The 17,144-nt window shown below is 72.5% G+C and carries 16 protein-coding genes; 3 read left to right on the top strand and 13 right to left on the bottom strand.

What is annotated here, in order from left to right; all coding sequences use genetic code 11:
* Positions 1 to 19: 19 nt before the first annotated feature.
* The 3 genes from N8K70_RS00240 to N8K70_RS00230 are packed head-to-tail and all read right to left on the bottom strand — an operon-like array spanning position 20 to position 3,154.
* Positions 20 to 862, bottom strand: coding sequence for a carbohydrate ABC transporter permease (locus N8K70_RS00240; protein ID WP_317139599.1), 843 nt, complete (start codon positions 860 to 862; stop codon positions 20 to 22).
* Positions 862 to 1,815: a carbohydrate ABC transporter permease gene (locus tag N8K70_RS00235; RefSeq protein ID WP_317139598.1), complete on the bottom strand. Its 954-nt coding sequence runs from the start codon at positions 1,813 to 1,815 to the stop codon at positions 862 to 864. The genes N8K70_RS00240 and N8K70_RS00235 overlap by 1 nt, the downstream gene beginning before the upstream one ends.
* Positions 1,808 to 3,154: an extracellular solute-binding protein gene (locus N8K70_RS00230; protein WP_317141240.1), complete on the bottom strand. Its 1,347-nt coding sequence runs from the start codon at positions 3,152 to 3,154 to the stop codon at positions 1,808 to 1,810. Before N8K70_RS00230 ends, N8K70_RS00235 begins: the two co-directional genes overlap by 8 nt.
* 133 nt (positions 3,155 to 3,287) lie before the next feature.
* Here N8K70_RS00230 and N8K70_RS00225 point away from each other — a divergent pair, with 133 nt between their 5' ends.
* From N8K70_RS00225 to N8K70_RS00215, 3 genes are read left to right on the top strand one after another with little or no spacing between them, the layout of a single operon-like run.
* Positions 3,288 to 4,520 (top strand): ROK family protein, encoded by a 1,233-nt coding sequence (locus N8K70_RS00225; RefSeq protein ID WP_317139597.1) that lies wholly within the window; start codon positions 3,288 to 3,290, stop codon positions 4,518 to 4,520.
* Between the two features lie 59 nt (positions 4,521 to 4,579).
* Entirely contained in the window at positions 4,580 to 5,272 is a 693-nt protein-coding gene (locus tag N8K70_RS00220; RefSeq protein ID WP_317139596.1) for an HAD hydrolase-like protein, read from the top strand.
* A 10-nt stretch (positions 5,273 to 5,282) separates the two neighbouring features.
* Positions 5,283 to 6,539: a hypothetical protein gene (locus N8K70_RS00215; protein ID WP_317139595.1), complete on the top strand. Its 1,257-nt coding sequence runs from the start codon at positions 5,283 to 5,285 to the stop codon at positions 6,537 to 6,539.
* 48 nt (positions 6,540 to 6,587) lie between these two features.
* Here the strand turns inward: N8K70_RS00215 and N8K70_RS00210 are convergent, their stop codons facing one another.
* The 10 genes from N8K70_RS00210 to N8K70_RS00165 form a co-directional block, all read right to left on the bottom strand.
* Complete coding sequence (locus N8K70_RS00210; RefSeq protein WP_317139594.1) at positions 6,588 to 6,794, bottom strand: cold-shock protein; 207 nt, start codon at positions 6,792 to 6,794, stop codon at positions 6,588 to 6,590.
* Positions 6,795 to 7,044: 250 nt separating this feature from the next.
* Positions 7,045 to 8,565 carry an L-arabinose isomerase gene (araA, locus tag N8K70_RS00205; protein WP_317139593.1) on the bottom strand — a complete coding sequence of 507 codons (1,521 nt, stop codon included), beginning with the start codon at positions 8,563 to 8,565 and terminating at the stop codon, positions 7,045 to 7,047.
* Complete coding sequence (locus tag N8K70_RS00200; RefSeq protein WP_317139592.1) at positions 8,562 to 9,275, bottom strand: L-ribulose-5-phosphate 4-epimerase; 714 nt, start codon at positions 9,273 to 9,275, stop codon at positions 8,562 to 8,564. Before N8K70_RS00200 ends, araA begins: the two co-directional genes overlap by 4 nt.
* An 8-nt stretch (positions 9,276 to 9,283) precedes the next feature.
* Positions 9,284 to 10,897 carry a xylulokinase gene (locus N8K70_RS00195; RefSeq protein ID WP_317139591.1) on the bottom strand — a complete coding sequence of 538 codons (1,614 nt, stop codon included), beginning with the start codon at positions 10,895 to 10,897 and terminating at the stop codon, positions 9,284 to 9,286.
* Between the two features lie 73 nt (positions 10,898 to 10,970).
* Positions 10,971 to 11,981: a LacI family DNA-binding transcriptional regulator gene (locus tag N8K70_RS00190; RefSeq protein WP_317139590.1), complete on the bottom strand. Its 1,011-nt coding sequence runs from the start codon at positions 11,979 to 11,981 to the stop codon at positions 10,971 to 10,973.
* A gap of 53 nt (positions 11,982 to 12,034) precedes the next feature.
* Positions 12,035 to 13,117 carry an oxidoreductase gene (locus tag N8K70_RS00185; protein WP_317139589.1) on the bottom strand — a complete coding sequence of 361 codons (1,083 nt, stop codon included), beginning with the start codon at positions 13,115 to 13,117 and terminating at the stop codon, positions 12,035 to 12,037.
* A complete protein-coding gene (locus N8K70_RS00180; RefSeq protein WP_317139588.1) occupies positions 13,114 to 14,529 on the bottom strand; it encodes an MFS transporter in 1,416 nt (471 codons plus the stop codon). Before N8K70_RS00180 ends, N8K70_RS00185 begins: the two co-directional genes overlap by 4 nt.
* A 44-nt stretch (positions 14,530 to 14,573) precedes the next feature.
* Entirely contained in the window at positions 14,574 to 15,491 is a 918-nt protein-coding gene (locus tag N8K70_RS00175) for a polysaccharide deacetylase family protein (protein WP_317139587.1), read from the bottom strand.
* The gene (locus N8K70_RS00170) at positions 15,488 to 16,462 is read right to left on the bottom strand and encodes a polysaccharide deacetylase family protein (protein ID WP_317139586.1); all 975 of its coding nucleotides are present in this window, start codon (positions 16,460 to 16,462) and stop codon (positions 15,488 to 15,490) included. Before N8K70_RS00170 ends, N8K70_RS00175 begins: the two co-directional genes overlap by 4 nt.
* On the bottom strand, positions 16,459 to 17,133 hold the full coding sequence (locus N8K70_RS00165) for a cysteine hydrolase family protein (protein ID WP_317139585.1): 675 nt from the start codon (positions 17,131 to 17,133) through the stop codon (positions 16,459 to 16,461). The genes N8K70_RS00170 and N8K70_RS00165 overlap by 4 nt, the downstream gene beginning before the upstream one ends.
* Between the last annotated feature and the right edge of the window lie 11 nt (positions 17,134 to 17,144).

Here is a 17,144-nt window from a genome sequence, read left to right as displayed (position 1 = left end):
GTTCCTTTCTTTCGGACGTTCAGCCCTTGACCGCGCCCGCGAGGGCGAACGAGCCGCCCGAGAGCCGGGTGACGAGAACATACAGCGCGAGCACGGGGAGCGAGTAGAGGAGCGAGAACGCGGCGAGCTGCCCGTAGGCGACGGCGCCGTACTGCCCGAAGAAGGAGAAGATGCTCACCGCCGCGGGCTGACGGTCGGGGCTCAGCAGCAGCACGAACGGGACGAAGAAGTTCCCCCACGCCTGCATGAAGACGAAGATGAACACGACGCCGATGCCCGACCGCATGAGCGGCATGACGACGCGCACGAGCGTCGTCATCATGGAGGCGCCGTCGACCCAGGCCGCCTCCTCGAGGGAGATCGGGACCGAGTCCATGAAGTTCTTCGTCATCCAGATGGCCATCGGCAGCGACGTTGCCGCGAGGAAGAGGACGGTCCCCGCGATCGAGTCGATGAGGTCGAACCACACGAACAGCATGTAGACCGGCACCATCATCGCCGTGATCGGCAGGCACGTCCCGAAGAGCACGCCGTAGAGGAAGGGCGGGTTGATCCGCAGCCGGTACCGCGAGAGCGGATAGGCGGCGAGAACGGAGACGACGACGGTGATGACGGCGCATCCGCCCGCCAGGATCAGGCTGTTGAGGAGCGGCCGGAACGCGAGGTCCCAGGTCATCACGGCCGTGAAGTTCTCGAGCGTCCATTCCGACGGCAGCCCGACGGACAGGGTCGCGCTGCGGTCGAACGACGCCAGCAGCAGCCAGACCATCGGGAGCAGGAACGCGACGCCGATGAGCGCGAGGACGAGGTTCGCGGTGATCCGCAGGCCCCTGCCGCGCGGCGAGGTGAGGGCGAGCGACATCAGTCCGCCTCCGGCCGGAGCGCACGGATGTACACGACGGAGAAGACGCCCCCGACGACGAGCAGGATGGTCGCGATCGCCGTGCCGAGCCCGAGCTCGGAGAACCGGAAGGCCTCCTGGTAGGCGAGGACGGGCAGCGTCGACGAGTCGGTCCCCGGACCGCCGCCCGTCATCACGTAGACGAGCGTGAAGACCGAGAGCGTCTGCAGCGTCGTGAGCATGAGGTTCGTCGAGATGCTGCGACGGATCATCGGCACCGTGATGTAGGCGAAGCGCTGCCATCCGCGCGCGCCGTCCACCTCCGCCGACTCGGTGATCTCGGGCGGCACGTCGGAGAGCGCGGCGGAGTACACGAGCATCGAGAACGCCGTCCCGCGCCAGACGTTCGCGAGGATGACGGACATCATGGGCGCGTCGTAGAGCCACGACGGCCCCTCGACGCCCACGAGGCCGAGGAGCGCGTTGAGCGTCCCGTCCTGCGCGAAGAACGCGTATGCCGCGAAGGACGCGACGATCTCGGGCAGCACCCACGCCCCCACGACGATCGTCGAGACGATGCCCCGCACGGGCCTCGCGGAGGACCGCATCGCGACGGCGAGGACCATCCCGAGCACGTTCTGCCCCAGGATGGCCGAGCCGATGAGGAAGACGAGCGTGAGGAGCACCGACTTCGGGAAGTCGGGATCGGAGAAGAGGTCGACGTAGTTCCGCAGGCCCACGAACTCGGTGCTCCTCGCGGCCGCGCCCCGGAGCGAGGCGTTCGTGAAGGCGCCGTAGAACGAGCTGACGACGGGACCGAGCAGGAAGACCGCGAGGAGCACCACGGCCGGGAGCAGGGGCAGGGCACGCACCGCGTCGCGCCGGGCCGTGCCGCCGCGGGGCAGGGGCCCGCCCCGTCGCCGGCGCGGGTCGACGCCGACGACGAGGGCGGTCTCGGAGGAGGAGTCAGCCATCCTGCGTGCTCTCCTCGCCGACGATGCCGATCACGGCCTCGTCGTACGCTGCCGCGGCCTCCTCCGGAGTCTGCTGCCCGGTCATCACGGCCTCCATCGCGACGGTGATCTCGTTGGAGATCTGCGCGTAGTCGCTCGTCGCCGGGCGGTAGTGCGTCACGTCGACGAGCGACGAGAAGAACTCGAACGACGCGTTGGCGGCCGTGTACTCCGGGTCGTCCGCGACGTCGGACCGCACGGCGATCTGGCTGTTGGCGATGTCGTAGCCTTTCGAGTTGTCCTTGTTCAGCGCGAGCGCGATGAAGTCCCACGCGGCGTCCGGATTCTCCGTGCCCGATCCCATCGCGAGCGTCCACCCGCCCGACATGCTCGTGGCGCCCGGCTCCTGGCCGTTCTGCGTCGGCATGGGCGCCTGCGCCATGACGTCGTTCCACTCGGGCCACGGCGTCGTGCCCGACTCGAGCCAGGTGCCGCTCAGCCACGACCCGTCGAGGGCGATCGCGAGCTCGCCCGCCGGAAGCCACTCGGCCGCGACGGTCGTGGCGACGTTGGTGTCGAGGGCCTGCTGCGGCGTCGGCCCGAGCCCGCCCTGGTAGACGTCGGCGATGAACTGAAGCGCGTCCACGAACCCCTGCGAGCCCGTGACCCACTTCGCGGCGTCGGTGTCGTAGAGGGTGTCGTCCGTGCCGTACAGGAGCATCTCGAAGCCCTGCATCGCGGCGGCCTCCCCCTGGGGCTTGCCGGAGTAGACGTTGAGCGGGATGACCCCGGGCAGCGCCTCCTTGACCGTCGCCGCGGCGTCGAGGACGTCCTGCCAGGTCTCCGGCTCCCAGGGGACGGGGAGACCGGCCTGCGCGAACAGCTCCTTGTTGTACCAGAGCGCCCTCGTGTCGGTGCCCATCGGGATCCCGTAGAGCGCGCCGTCGTCTCCGAGGCCCGCCTGCTTGGCGTTGTCGAAGAACTGGTCCCAGTCGTCCCAGTCGGCCACGTAGTCGTCGAGCGGCGCGAGGTAGCCGGCGTCGACGTCCGACTTGATCATGAACGTGTCCTCGTACATGACGTCCGGCGCCGTCGACGCCGACTGGTTCATGAGGGCGAGCTTGGTGAAGTAGTCGTTCTGCTGGGCCTCGATGGGGACGAGCTCCACCGTGAGACCGTCGTGCGTCTCCTCGAACTCCGTCTTGACCTCGTGGAGGAGGTCGTCGAGCTGGGTGAAGTTCCCGAATTTCTGGTACGCGACGCGGATCGTGTCCGCGTCTCCCGCCCCGCCTCCTCCGCAGCCGGAGAGCAGCAGCGCGCCGCCCCCGATCAGTGCGAGCGACGTCGTCGTCCTGCGCATCATGACTCCCTTGTCCGCGTTCGGCCGGCACTCCTTCGGGCGGCCGTCAGGGATTAATAAATCGTCTTGATTGACTAATGTCAAGACCCGGAGGGGACCTCCGACGGTCGATACTGGAGGCGGAGGTGTGCGGATGATGCGACGAGGCGCGAACCTCCCGTCGATCGGCGAGTTCAACCAGTCGGTCGTGCTCGACGCGATCCGGCTCTCCCCCGGCGGCGTCAGCCGGGTCGAGATCGCCGCGCAGACCGGGCTCTCGTCGCAGACCGTGACGAACGTCGCCAGGCGCCTGATCGCCGCCGGCCTCATCCGGGAAGGCGAGCGGCTGGCATCCGGCCCGGGCAAGCCGCGCACGTCCATGCACCTCGTGCCCGGCGCCCGCACCGCGATCGGCATCCATCTCGATCCGTCGTTCATCACCTACACGGTCGTGGACCTCGCGGGGAGCGTCATCGCCCGCGCGAGCACCGCCACGCCGCGCGTCGTGTCCCCCGACGACGTGATCGAGAGCATGGCGCGATCGGTCGACGCCCTCGTCGACGACGCCGGCATCGATCGCGGGCAGCTGCTCGGCATCGGCATCGCCGCACCCGGTCCGCTCGACCTCGAGGCCGGCACGGTGAACAACCCGCCCCTGCTCGACGGATGGGACGACGTCGCGCTGCGGGATGCGCTGGGGCGCGCCCTCGACCTCCCCGCGATCCTCGAGAAGGACGTCACCTCCGCCACCGTCGGCGAGCTCTGGTCGAGCCACGACGCCGATCGAGACGACTTCGCCGTCTTCTACCTCGGCACGGGCGTCGGGCTGGGGCTCGCGCTGGATCACAGCGTCCGCCGCGGCGCGACCTCCAACCTCGGCGACATCGGGCACGTCCGGGTCTCCGACCGGGGTGCGATCTGCCGATGCGGGAACAGCGGATGCCTGGGCGACAACATCGCCCCGGCCAGGCTCGTGCGGGCCGCGGCGGAGCGGGGCGTCATCGCGCTGCCTGACCTCTCCGACCACGTCTCGGTCGCGCAGGCGTACGCCGCCGTCGGCGAGGCGGCGCGCCGCGACGAGCGCGCGCACACGCTCGTCGCGGAGATGGCCGCCGACATCGCGACCGCCGTCGTGACGATCGCGAACATGCTCGACCTCAGCGACATCGTCTTCAGCGGCGCGTTCTGGAATCACATCTCGGACGTCGCGCTGCCGGAGATCCGCCGCCGCGTCGGCGACTCGCGGGCGTACATGCTCCCCCATGCGCTCCGGGTGTCGACCTCGTCGCTCGGCGCGGACGCGACGGCGGTCGGCGCCGGCTGCCAGGTGCTCAGCTCGGCGTTCGCCCCGTCGGACGCGCAGCTCGTGCCGCGCGCGCTCGCCTGACGTCGCCCGCCGCGTCTCAATCGGCGGGCCCGGCGCACGACGTCGATAGGGTGGATTCCATGTCGTCGACGGAATCCCCCTGGTCCTGCATCCTCTGGGATGTCGACGGCACCGTCGCGGACGCATCGGCCGGCATCCTGCCGCGCATCACCGCCGTGCTCACCGACCTCGGACGCACGCCCCCCGGGGCCGACGAGCTCTCCGCGTGGATCGGCCCTCCCATGCTCGAGTCGTTCCAGGTCCGCGGCATGCTGAGCCCCGAGGAGGCCAGGGACGCCGTCGCCCGATACCGCGCCCTCGCCGCGCGCGACGGCTATGCGAGCTCCGTCGCGCTCTACCCGGGCGTGGCCGACCTCATCCGCGACCTCCACGACGCCGGCGTCCCGCAGGCGACGGCGAGCACGAAGCCCGAGAACCAGGTGCGCGCCATCCTCGAGCACTACGACCTCGCCGACCGGTTCGCCTCCATCACGGGCGCCTCCTCCGACCCCGACTCCCTCGACACGAAGTCGATCGTGCTCGGCCGCGCGCTGGAGCGGCTCGTCGCCGCGGGCGTCGACGTCTCCCGCCCCGTGCTCGTCGGCGACCGGCACCACGACGTCGACGGCGCCGCGGACCACGACGTGCCGGTGATCTTCGTCCGCTGGGGCTTCGGCACGCCGGGCGAGGACGAGGGGGCGATCGCCGTCGTCGACGACATCGACCAGCTGCGGGCTCTGCTGCTGCTCTCCGGGCAGCCCGGATCCGCCTGACCGGAACGCCATGCCGGACATCGACTCCGTGGTCTCCTGGCTCGTGCCGGCGCTCGTCGTGCTCGGCGGGTCCGCGCTGCTCGTCGTGCTGATCGTGTGGGCGACGAAGCGCGCGCGGCGCGGCAGGCGCGCGCGGGCGAAGGCCGAGACGGCGATCGCCGAGACGGGCGCAGCGCTCGTCGAGCTGGACGACGCGGTCGACGAGCTCGAACTGGAGCTGGGACTGTCGGGAGCGCTCTACGGCGGCGACCCGCCGGCGGCCCTGCGCCGGGCGCGGATGACGGCGCAGCACACGCGCGACGACGCCTTCGCCGAGTTCCGGGCGATGCAGGAGTCGGCGGCCCTGCCCGTCCTGAGACGTCGCACGGCGCAGGCTCTGCGGCTGCGGATCGGCAGGGCCCTGACGGCCGTCGCCGACGGCAGGGCCGAGCACCGCGCGTGGATCGACGCCCACACCTCGGCCCCGGCGCAGGTCGATGCCGCTCACCGACGGCTGGCGAGCCTCCGTGAGCGGATCGGCGATCCGGCGGCGCTCGTCTCCGAGCTCGAGGAGCGCGCCGATCCGTCGGAGTGGAGCGACGCGGCCGACGACGGAGCCTCGGCGGCCTCCTCGCTCGACGAGGCGGAGCGGCTGCTCGGCGAGGCTCGACGCAAGGCCCGCGATCCGTCCGCGTCGGCGCTGGACGATCTCGCTGCGGCAGAGCGGGCGCTCCGACGCGCGGAACAGCGCTCCCGCGCACTCGAGGAGCGCCACCGGATCGTGCTCCAGGCGAAGCAGGCGGTCGCCGGCGAGCTCGAGGCGGCGTCCGCCGCCGTCCGCTCGGCCACGGGCATCCGCGCCGCCCTGGAGCCCGACGACGCGGAGCGGCTCGGACGCGAGATCGAGACCGCCGTCGCGGAGATCGCCTCCCTCCGCCGGGAGGCGGACCGGCGGCCGGTGCACGCCAACGAGGAGATCGCCCGCCTGCGCGACCGCCTCGACCGGGCGCTGGCCGACGCGCGCACCGCGCAGCAGCGGCTGCTCGGCGCGCGCAGCGCCCTGCCCGGAACGCTCGCTGCGGCCCGCAGCGCGCTCGCCAGGGCCGACGCGGCGATCCGCCCGGGAGCGTCGCTGGACGCGAGGGTGCGCCTCGACGCCGCCCGCGAGGAGCTCGCGAAAGCGCGGCAGACCGCCGACCCCGTCGAGGCCCTCGACGATGCGCGACGCGCCATCCGCCATGCGGAGGACGCCAAGGCGCTGTCCGATCACGATCGCCTGCGGGCATGAGGAAGGGCCTCCACGATCGCGTCGTGGAGGCCCTTCTCAAGCTGTAAGTTACAGCGGCTGGATGTTCTCCGCCTGGAGGCCCTTGGGACCCTGGGCGATGTCGAACTCGACGCGCTGGTTCTCTTCGAGCGAGCGGTAGCCGCTCGCGGTGATTGCGGTGTAGTGCGCGAAGACGTCAGAGCCGCCCTCATCGGGAGCGATGAAGCCGAAGCCCTTCTCCGAGTTGAACCACTTGACGGTGCCTTGCGTGCTCATGTACTGCCGTTCTTCTTGATGGGAGCCGATGCATATTTCGCGCCGACCAGACCCCACGCTACGGGACTGCGAGCGAAATGGATAGGGGGGTCTCCCAGAATGACGCCGGAAGTCATCCGCCCGGGAAGAGAATCAGCCCTCATCGACTAGGGGGGGATAGCGATGAGGGCTGGACGACCGAGAGGGACGTCGCACACGACGATACGGCATTTGTCCCCCATTTGGGGGACAAATCACCATATCCCTCAGATCACAGACCCTGTGCGACCCGGTGGTACACGGCGTTCCCGCGCAGTTCGCGCTCGAACGCGGGCAGCGTCGTGTCGTCGTCGATCGTGATGAACTCGATACCGGCGATCTTCGCGAAGTCGCGGAACACGTCCACGCCGACCTGCGTCGACATGACCGTGTGGTGCGCGGCGCCCGCCGTGAGCCACGCCGCCGCCGAGGTGTGGAGATCGGGGGCGGGCCGCCAGAGGGCGTGCCCCACGGGCAGCTTCGGCATCGGCTCGGGCAGGTCGACGTTCTCGACGACGTTCGCGACGAGGCGGAAGCGGTCGCGCAGGTCGCTCATCGCGACGACGACGGCCGGCCCCGCATCCGCCGTGAAGACGAGGCGCACGGGGTCCTCCCGGTCGCCGATCCCGAGCGGGTGCACCTCGAGGCGCGGCCTCGAGGTCGTGAGCGAGGGGCTGACCTCGAGCATGTGGGCGCCGAGGATGAGCTCGCTCCCGGCCTCGAGGTGGTACGTGTAGTCCTCCATGAGGCTCGCGCCGCCGGGGAGGCCGGCTCCCATGACGGCCGCGAGGCGCACGAGCACGGCGGTCTTCCAGTCGCCCTCGGCGCCGAATCCGTAGCCGTCCGCCATGAGGCGCTGTACGGCCAGGCCGGGCAGCTGTCTGAGCGCCCCGAGATCCTCGAACGACGTCGTGAAGGCGCTGAACCCGCCGGCCTCGAGGAACGAGCGCAGGCCGATCTCGACCTGGGCGCCGTAGCGCAGCGACGCGGCGCGCTCCCCGCCCGGGCGGAGCTCCTCGGCGACGTCGTAGAGCGCGAGGTACTCGTCGACGAGCGCGTCGACGTCCGTCTCGGCCGCGGCGTCCACGGCCTCGGCGAGCTCGTTCACGCCCCACGTGTTGACCTGGACGCCGAGGCGGATCTCCGCCTCGGTCTTGTCTCCCTCGGTCACGGCGACGAAGCGCATGTTGTCGCCGAAGCGGGCGAGCCTGAGCCCCTGCGCGGCGGCGCGCCCGGCGGCCGCGCGCGCCCAGACGCCGACGCGCGCGGTCACCCGCGGATCGCTCACGTGACCGACGACGGTCGTGCGCGGGATGCCGAGGCGCGTCTCGATGTACCCGAACTCGCGGTCGCCGTGCGCCGACTGGTTCAGGTTCATGAAGTCCATGTCGATGTCGGCGTACGGCAGCGCGACGTTCACCTGCGTGTGCAGGTGGAGGAGGGGCTTCTGCAGCGCGTTCAGGCCGGAGATCCACATCTTCGCGGGGCTGAAGGTGTGCATCCACGCGATGAGGCCGATCACGCGATCGTCGGCGTTCGCCTCGAGGACGAGCCGGCGGATGTCGTCGGACCCCGTGAGCACGGGCTTCCACACGACGCGCACGGGGACGTCCGGCGCGTCGACGAGGCCCTGCGCGACCTGCTGCGACTGCTCGGCCACCTGACGGAGCGTCTCCTCCCCGTAGAGGTGCTGGCTCCCCGTGAGGAACCAGACCTCGTGGTCGGCGAGGTCGGGGACGATGCTGCGGCTCATCGGTTCATGCCTCCTTGGGGCGTCTGACCGTACACGTTCTGATAGCGGTTGTAGAGGGCGTCGACCTTCTCCTGCGGGATCGGCACCGGCTCGCCCAGCTGGCGGGCGATGTGGACGCTGCGCGCAGCGTCCTCGACCATCACGGCGGCCTTGACGGCGTCCTTCGCGTCCTTGCCGATCGTGAAGGGCCCATGGTTCTGCATGAGGACGGCGCGCGAGCGGTGGCCGCGCAGCGTCTCGACGATGCCGCGGCCGATGGAGTCGTCGCCGATGACGGCGAAGGGACCGGCCGGGATCTCGCCGCCGAACTCGTCGGCCATCCCCGTGATGACGCACGGGATCGGCTCGGCGCGCGCAGCCCACGCGACGGCGTAGGTCGAGTGCGTGTGCACCACGCCGCCGACCTCCGGCATGTTCCGGTAGACGTACGCGTGCGCCGCGGTGTCGCTGGAGGGGTTGCGCTCGGAGCCCGGCGCGCCGGGGACGGCGGCGCCGTCGAGGTCGCAGAGGATCATGTTCTCCGGCGTCAGCTCGTCGTAGCCCACGCCCGACGGCTTGATGACGAAGAGATCCGCGCCCGGCACGCGACCCGAGACGTTGCCGCCGGTCCAGACGACGAGCCCGTAGCGGGTGAGCTCGCCGTGGAGCCGCGCGACGTCGGCGCGGACGCGGTCGATCGAGGCCTGCACCTCGGGGCTGAAGTCGGTCATCTCTCTCCTCACTCGCGGGAGTCCGCGTCGGTCGCGGGCATCGAGGCGATCGCCGCGGCCTCGACCGCGAGCCCCTCGCGCCAGCGCTGCAGATAGGCCTCGAAGGCGACGACCTCCGCCGGCTCGGCGACGACCGTCTCCGCAGAGGCGCCGGCGAAGACCTCCTGATCGAGCCAGGCGGCGAGGCCCCGCCCCGCGGCCGTCCCGTCGATGCGCGCCCGCCGGTACAGCCCCAGCACGGCGATCCCCCACGCCCCGCCCTCGCCGGCGGTCTCCGCCACCGACACCGGGGCGTCGAGCGCGGCGGCGAGGATGCGCTGCGCGACGCCGCGCGTGCGGAACATCCCGCCGTGGGCGCGCATCGCCTCGATCGTCACGCCCTCGTCCGTCAGCGTGCGCATGCCGAGGCTCAGCGCGGCGAACGCCCCCTGGAGCTGCGCGCGCGCGAACCCGGCGAGCGTGAGGCGCGACCCCGGCGTGCGCACGAACAGCGGGCGGCCCTCCGGCAGTCCCGCGATCGGCTCGCCGGAGAGGAGGTTGTAGGCGAGCAGCCCGCCGTCGGCGTCCGCGTCGAGCGCGGTGCCGAGCAGCGCCTCGAACACGGCGTCGGAGCTGGACGCATGTCCGAGCGCCGCAGCGAACTCGCCGAAGACGGCCGCCCACGCGTCCAGCTCGCTCGCGCCGTTGTTGCAGTGCACCATGGCCACCGGGTCCCCGGCCGGCGTGGCGACGACGTCGACGTCGTCGTGGGCGACCCGGGGCGCCTCCTCCAGGACGACCATCGCGAAGATGCTCGTGCCCGCGCTGACGTTCCCCGTGCGGGGAGCCACGGCGCCGGTGGCGACCATCCCGGTTCCCGCGTCGCCCTCCGGCGGGCACAGCGGCGCCCCGGCCCGGAGCGTCCCGGTCTCGTCCAGCAGCGCGGCGCCGGCGGCGGTCAGCTCGCCCGCGTCCTCGCCCGCGCTCAGCACCTCGGGCAGGATCTCCGCGATGCGCAGCCCCTCCGCGCCGCGGGCGGCCGCGCGCTCGTCGAAGGCGCCGAGCATCCGGGCGTCGTAGGTCCCCGTCGCCGTATCGACGGGGAACATGCCCGAGGCGTCGCCGACGCCCAGCACGCGCCGCCCGGTGAGGAGCTCGTGCACGTAGCCGGCGAGCGTCGTGAGCGCGTGCACGCGGGGGACGTGCGCCTCGCGGTCGAGGATCGCCTGGTAGAGGTGGGCCGCCGACCAGCGCAGCGGAACGGCGAACCCGAGGGCCTCGCTCAGCTCTCTCGCCGCGGCGCCCGTGTTCGTGTTGCGCCAGGTGCGGAAGGGGACGAGCAGCTCCCCCGCGGCGTCGAACGCCAGGTAGCCGTGCATCATCGCCGAGACGCCGACGGCCGCGAAGGTCTCGGGCCTCGCGCCGTGCTCCCTCTCGACGTTCGCCGCGAGCTCGCCGTAGGCGGCCCGCACGCCCGCGCGCACGTCGTCGAGCGAGTACGTCCACAGCCCGTCGACCAGGCGGTTCTCCCACGTGGAGCCGCCCGTGGCCAGCGTCGTGCCGTCGGGCGCGACGAGACAGGCCTTGATCCGGGTCGAGCCGAGCTCGATCCCGAGCGATGCCCGTGCGATGGCAGCCGACATCCGTCCTCCTCGACATGTGAGCGCTCACATGATGCGCGTCCCTCAGATTACCCCGCGATGCGACCCCGCGCAATCAGGCCGGAGCACCGCCTCCGTGCGCGGGCGCCGCCGTCGATCCGCGGACGACGAGCCGCGGCGCGACCGTCGCCGGCTCCGGGGCATCGGCGCCGTCCAACCGCGCGACGAGGCGCGCGACGGCCAGCCTCCCGATCTCGGCGAAGTCCTGATGCGCCGTCGTGAGGGGAGGCAGGCAGTGTGCGGCCTCGGGGATGTCGTCGAACCCCGTCACGCTCATGTCGTCCGGCACCCGGAGGCCGCGATCGGCGAGCCCGTGGACGACCCCCAGGGCCATCTGGTCGTTGCCCGCGACGATCGCCGACGCCTCGGGCGAGACGGACGCGGCGAGCGCGTGTCCCGCATCGGCCGTCCAGTCGCCCTGCAGCAGCGGCAGCACCGGCAGCGCCCGCGCGGCGACCGCGCGCGCGAAGGCCGCCCGCCGCAGATCCGCCTCGATGTAGCCCGAGGGACCCGCGATGTGCTGGATGCCCGTGTGCCCGAGGGCGAGGAGGTGGTCCAGCAGCGCGTCGACGCCCGCCTGCTGGTCGACCGCGACGCCGTCCGGCCCCTCGTCGCCCGCCTGCAGCATGAGCACGGGAAGGCCGGCGCCCTCGAGCTCCGCGAGCATGACGCGGTAGGGGGCGATCGCGACGAGCGCCTCCACGGAGTGGTCGAGCAGGAACTCCACGCCGGCGCGCACCGCGTCGCCGTCGGCCACGACGCTCGTCACCAGCGGGCGATAGCCCGCATCGCGCACGGCGTGCTCGACCGCCAGCAGCGAGCTCACCGCGCCGTACGCCGCGGTCGCGGGGGAGAGGATGCCGATGGATCCCGTGCGGCTCGTCGCGAGCGTGCGCGCGGCCACGCTGCGCCGGTAGCCGAGCCCGCGGATGGCGTCGAGCACCCTCTCGCGCGTCGCGGGCCGGATGCCCGCGTAGTCGTTGAGCACCCGCGACACCGTCTGGTGCGAGACGCCGGCGCGCTGCGCCACGTCGTAGATGCTCGGCGCCCGCCGCTGCTCAGCCATCCGGCCCTCCCGTCCTGAACACGGTAGCGTCCCGCCGGGCACCGGCCCGCGGCTCAGCGGTAGGCGCGGTGGTACCGCGGCTCGATCGTGGCCGCGCCCTCGAGCTCGAGCTGGGCGCGCCGCGCCCAGTGCGGGTCGCGCAGCATCGCCCGCCCGAGGAGCACGACGTCCGCCAGCCCGTCGCGCACGATCGCCTCGGCGTGGGCGGGCTCGCAGATGAGGCCCACCGCCGCCACGGTCGCGCCGGATGCGCGCACCGCCGCGGCGCCCGGCACCTGGTAGCCGGGCGACGGGTCGTACTCGGCACCCCAGACGAGCCCGCCCGAGGAGCAGTCGACGAGGTCGACGCCCCGTGCGCGCAGCCGCCCCGCGAGGGCGGCGGAGTCCGCGGCGACGAGCCCGCCCTCGGCGACGTCGTCGACCGACAGCCGCACGAGAAGGGGCATCCCCGCCGGCATGACCTCGCGCACGGCGTCGACCGTGCGCAGGAGGAGCAGCTCGCGGTCGGCGCCCCACCGGTCGTCGCGCGTGTTCGTGACGGGCGAGAGGAACTCGTGCAGCAGATATCCGTGCGCGGCGTGCAGCTCGACGGCGTCGAAGCCCGCGGCCACGGCGCGCCCGGCCGCAGCGCGGAAGCCGTCCACGACCTCCTCGATCTCGCCGTCCGAGACCCGCCGCGGCGCGGCGTAGTGCCCGAAGCCCGCGCCGGAGGCGCCCGCCGTCACCCATCCGCCGGCGTCGGGCGGCACCGATCCGCGCTCGTCCGCCGGGTCGCCCGGAAGACCCGCGTGCTTCCCGCCCTTGCGGCCCGCGTGGGCGAGCTGCACGGCGATCGCCGCGCCGGCGCGGTGCACGGCGTCGACGACGGCGCGCCACGCGGGGACGTGCGCGTCGTCCCAGAGTCCCGCGTCCCGCGGCGTCACGCGCCCCTCCGCGAGCACCGCGGTGGCCTCGGTGACCACGAGCGCGGCGCCGCCGAGCGCGAACTGCCCGTAGTGCACGACGTGCCATGCGTGGACCCGGCCGGAGCGGTCCTCGCACGCGTACATGCACATGGGCGAGACGCCGACGCGATTGCGCAGCTCCAGGTCTCGCAGACGGAGCGGCCGGAAGAGGGCGGAGCGAGGGGCGGTCATGACCGGCCTCTCCGGAGGCGGGCGAGCGCGACGAGCGACGCGGCGAGGAGCACGGCGCCGATCACGCAGACGGCGGCTCCCATGGCGTGGACGCCCCCCGCCGGCGCGCTCTCGTCCAGCGTGTGCGCGACGACGACCGCCGCGAGCGAGGCGCCGATGTACTGCGCCGTGCGGTACACGCCGCTCGAGCTGCCCGCCGCCTCCGCGGGGACCGCGCGATGGAGCAGAAGCTGGTTGCCGAGGTTGTTGAAGCCGTTGGGCACGCCGAGCAGGGCGCAGACGATCGCGAGCCACCACAGCGGGGCGTCCGGTCCGGTCGCGAACGCGAGCGCGGCGCCGGCGACGACCATCGCCGACGAGCCGATCACGAGCAGCTCGCGCGGGTGCCACCGCGCGCCGAGCCTCGTCGCGGTCCAGGTGGACAGCGCTCCGACGCCGAACACCGGAAGCATGAGCAGGCCCGTGAGGCCCGCGTCGAGACCGCGGGTGGCCTCGAGCCACTGCGGCAGACCGTAGAACACGCAGTAGAAGGAGACGAAGGTCGCCACCGCCCGCAGGCAGGTGAGCGCGAACTGCGGGTACCGGGTCATGAGCGTCACGTCGACGAAGGGGCTCGCGGCACGCCGCTCCCGCCAGACGAAGAGCGCCAGCGCGGGCACGAACGCCGCCAGGAAGAGCCACGCCGGCCCCGCGCCGTCGAGCGAGAGCAGCCCCAGCATGAGGAGCACCAGCGTCACGACGAGCAGCAGCATGCCGAGCGGGTCGAGGGAGGCGAGCTGCGCCGCGCCTCCCCGCCGCGGGCGGCGGGCGTCCTTCGGCACGAAGGCGAGCACGAGCGTCGCGCACAGGGCGACCATGGGCAGGTTGACCCAGAAGATCCCCTGCCATCCCCACAGCAGCACGACGAGGCCGCCCGTCGTCGGACCGAGCGCCGCCGTCGTCTGCCCGCACAGCGCGATCACGCCGATCGCCCCCGTCGGCCGCGCCCCGCGGCGCTCGGCCTGCTGGCGGATGATCGCCATCGCCGCGGGGAACTGCACCGAGGCTCCCAGGCCCAGCAGCACGCGGTCGGCGATCATGAGCTCGGCGGTCGGGACGAAGGGCCCGAGCGTCGACGCGACGAGGACGATCGCGAGGCCGGCCAGGTAGGTCCGCCGCGGTCCGAGGAGGTCGGCGAGCCGCCCCGCCGTCGGCGAGCCGACGGCGGCCGCGATGTACAGCGAGCTCACGATCCAGGCGATGACGCCCGCATCCCCGAACTCGGCCGCCATGGGGACGAGCGCCACGGCGATCATCGCGGAGTTCAGGCCGAGCAGGATGGTCCCGCTGCCGAGGGACCACGGCAGCCTGCGCGGCAGGGAGGAGGGCGGCTCCCCGCCGACGGCGGGCGTCGATCGGACGTCTTGCGTCACGGTGGTGCTCTTTCGTGTCTCGCGGGGGACGGCGCGCGCCCCGGTCAGAGGGCGGCGGCTTCGCCGGGGGTGACGAGGAGGATGTCGGGGTGCGACGCGAGCAGCCGGAGCGTGCGCTCGGCGACGTCCGCGAAGCACGCCTGCCCGAGAACCCATCCGAACCAGCTCAGCCCCAGGTGGCGCGCGCCCGTGACGTCGGCGTCGGCGACGAGCTGCTCGATCGTCTCCTCGAGCAGCGTCTCGTAGTCGGCGAACGGCAGCCCCCGGGTGTACAGCTGGAACATGTCCTCCGTCTCGAGGGGGTGCGGGAGCGCGATGAGCCTGCGGGAGGCCCCCTCGAGCGCGACGGGCCGCTCGTCGACCGGCCAGTCGCCGAACCAGGAGAACCCCTCGTCCCGCAGCAGCGACGTCGTCCGGGGCGTCATGGACCGCTCGGGGCCGAACCAGCCCGTCGGGGACGTGCCCGTGAGACGCGCGACGCTCTCGCGGGCGTTCGCGATGTAGGCGCGCTCCGCGTGCTCGCCCATCGTGGGCGAGAGGATGATGTTGGCGGCCGAGCCGCGCACGACGATCTCCTGGGCGCGCGCGGCGACGCCGCGCGCGAGACCCGGCACGGTGCGCGCCCCGTGCTCGTCGAGAGACACCGCTACGGGAACCCCGGCGCGCTCCGCGATCGAGAGCAGCCGCCAGATGCCCGTCGTGAGGCCGAAGTCCCACTGCGACAGCCGCGCGACCTGGCCGTGCGCGGGCTCCGACGTGTCGCGGCCGACGCCGCCCGCCATCGCGAGCGGCTTGACGGCGCCGTCCGGGACGTCGTCCTGGTAGCTCGGCGCGTGCAGCAGCACGCTGACGGCGAGCCTCCTGTCTCCGGGAAGGCTCCACGGGGCGCGGTGCGCGTCGTACGAGGCCGGCAGGTCGGGGGCGAAGACCGTCGCGTCGGCGGGATGGGCGATGAGCGTCATGGGGAGACCTCCTGCGGGGTCAGCGCGGCGAGGTGCTCGGACTCCAGCCGCGCCGCGAACGCGACCTGCTCGTCGTAGTGGTTCTCGATGTAGTGGTCGGCGATCTCGCCCGCCGTCGTGCACCGGATGCGGTCGTCCGACCGGACGTACGCGAACACCTCCGACAGGTACCGGTGGAACCACGGCTGTCCCGACAGGAACGGATGCGTCGCGAAGCAGGCGACGCGCGCCTGGCCGTCCTCCTCCGCGTCGCGCAGGAGCCTGTCGATCTGGGCGATCGCGAGGTCGATGAACTCGCGGCCCGAGAGCGAGCGAGCGTGGATCATCGGAACGTCGTTGAGCATGAAGCTGTACGGCATCGAGACGAGCCGGCCGCCGGCCGCCGTGCGCAGCGGACGCGGCTGCTCGTCGTGGATCCAGTCCGCGACGTACGCCATGCCGTGCGCGACGAGCAGCTCGCACGTGTTGTCGGTGCCCGAGACCTTCGGGCCGAGCATCCCCTTGATGCGCCGCCCGCCGCAGTACGCCTCGCTGAGCCGCTGCGACAGCGCGAAGAACGCGTCCTCCTCGTCGTAGGACAGGCCGTAGAGGGGACGGAGATTGGAGATGCCGTGGCTCATGATCTCCCAGTCGCGCTCGAGCACGGCGTCCCGCACCTCGGGCTGCTCCTCGAGCAGCGACAGGCTCAGCGACACCGTCGACGGCATCTCGAAGGCGTCCACGGCGCGGAGCATCCGCCACAGGCCGACGCGGTTCCCGCTGTCCCGGTGCATGTAGTGCTGGAGATCGGGATACGCGACGCGGCCCTGGGGCGTGCCGCCGCCGGGCGCGATGTAGTCGTAGTGCTCGACGTTGGGCGCGTGCCAGAAGGCGACGAGCGCACCGCCCGGCATCGTCACCCGTGGCCGGGTCGACATGGGGGCGTAGACGAGCCTCTCGTTGTTGCGCAGCGGCGCCCGCCCCGCCATCATCGCGCGACGGCCTCCTGCTCGCGGTCCGCGGCGATCGATGCGAGCCGGTCGAGCATCCACCGCTTCGACACGACGTCCCCAAAGCGATCCTGCATGTCCCACAGCGACACCTCTCCCGAGAGCGCGCGGAAGTCGTCGCAGCACTCCTCGACGATGCTGACGCGGTAGTCGCGGTACGCGGCGTCGACGACGGTCGCGCGCACGCATCCGCTCGTCGACGTGCCGGTCATGACGACCTCGTCGACGCCGAGCTCCTGGAGCAGGTCGTGGAGGCGCGTGTTGTAGAAGCCGGAGGCGACGGTCTTCTCCACGATGTGGTCCGACGGCTCGGGGGCGACGGCCGGGCTGATGTCGGTCCACGGATCTCCGCGCTCGCACCGCTCGGTCAGGCTCGACCGCACCCGCTGGGCGAGCATGCGGTCGTCGAGCGAGTCGAGGATCATGACGAGGTAGATCACGGGCACGCCGGCCGCCCGCGCCGCCCGCAGCAGCTCGGCGGTGTGGGCGAGCGCCACGGCCGTGCCGGGTCCGATGTGCTCGTGCTCGGTGAACGCCTTCTGGAAGTCGACCACGACGACGGCCGGCCTGCTGCCCGGCCCGACCCTGGCGCGGCTCGCGCGGAGGTCGCGGATCCTGGCGACCTCGTCGTTCCAGTCGATCTGCTCGGTCATCGGGTCTCCTT

Source organism: Microbacterium sp. AB (assembly GCF_032878875.1).
GTDB lineage: Bacteria > Actinomycetota > Actinomycetes > Actinomycetales > Microbacteriaceae > Microbacterium > Microbacterium betulae.
Note: the sequence above shows the minus strand (reverse complement) of the source record. Positions and strands in the feature narration are given on the sequence as shown.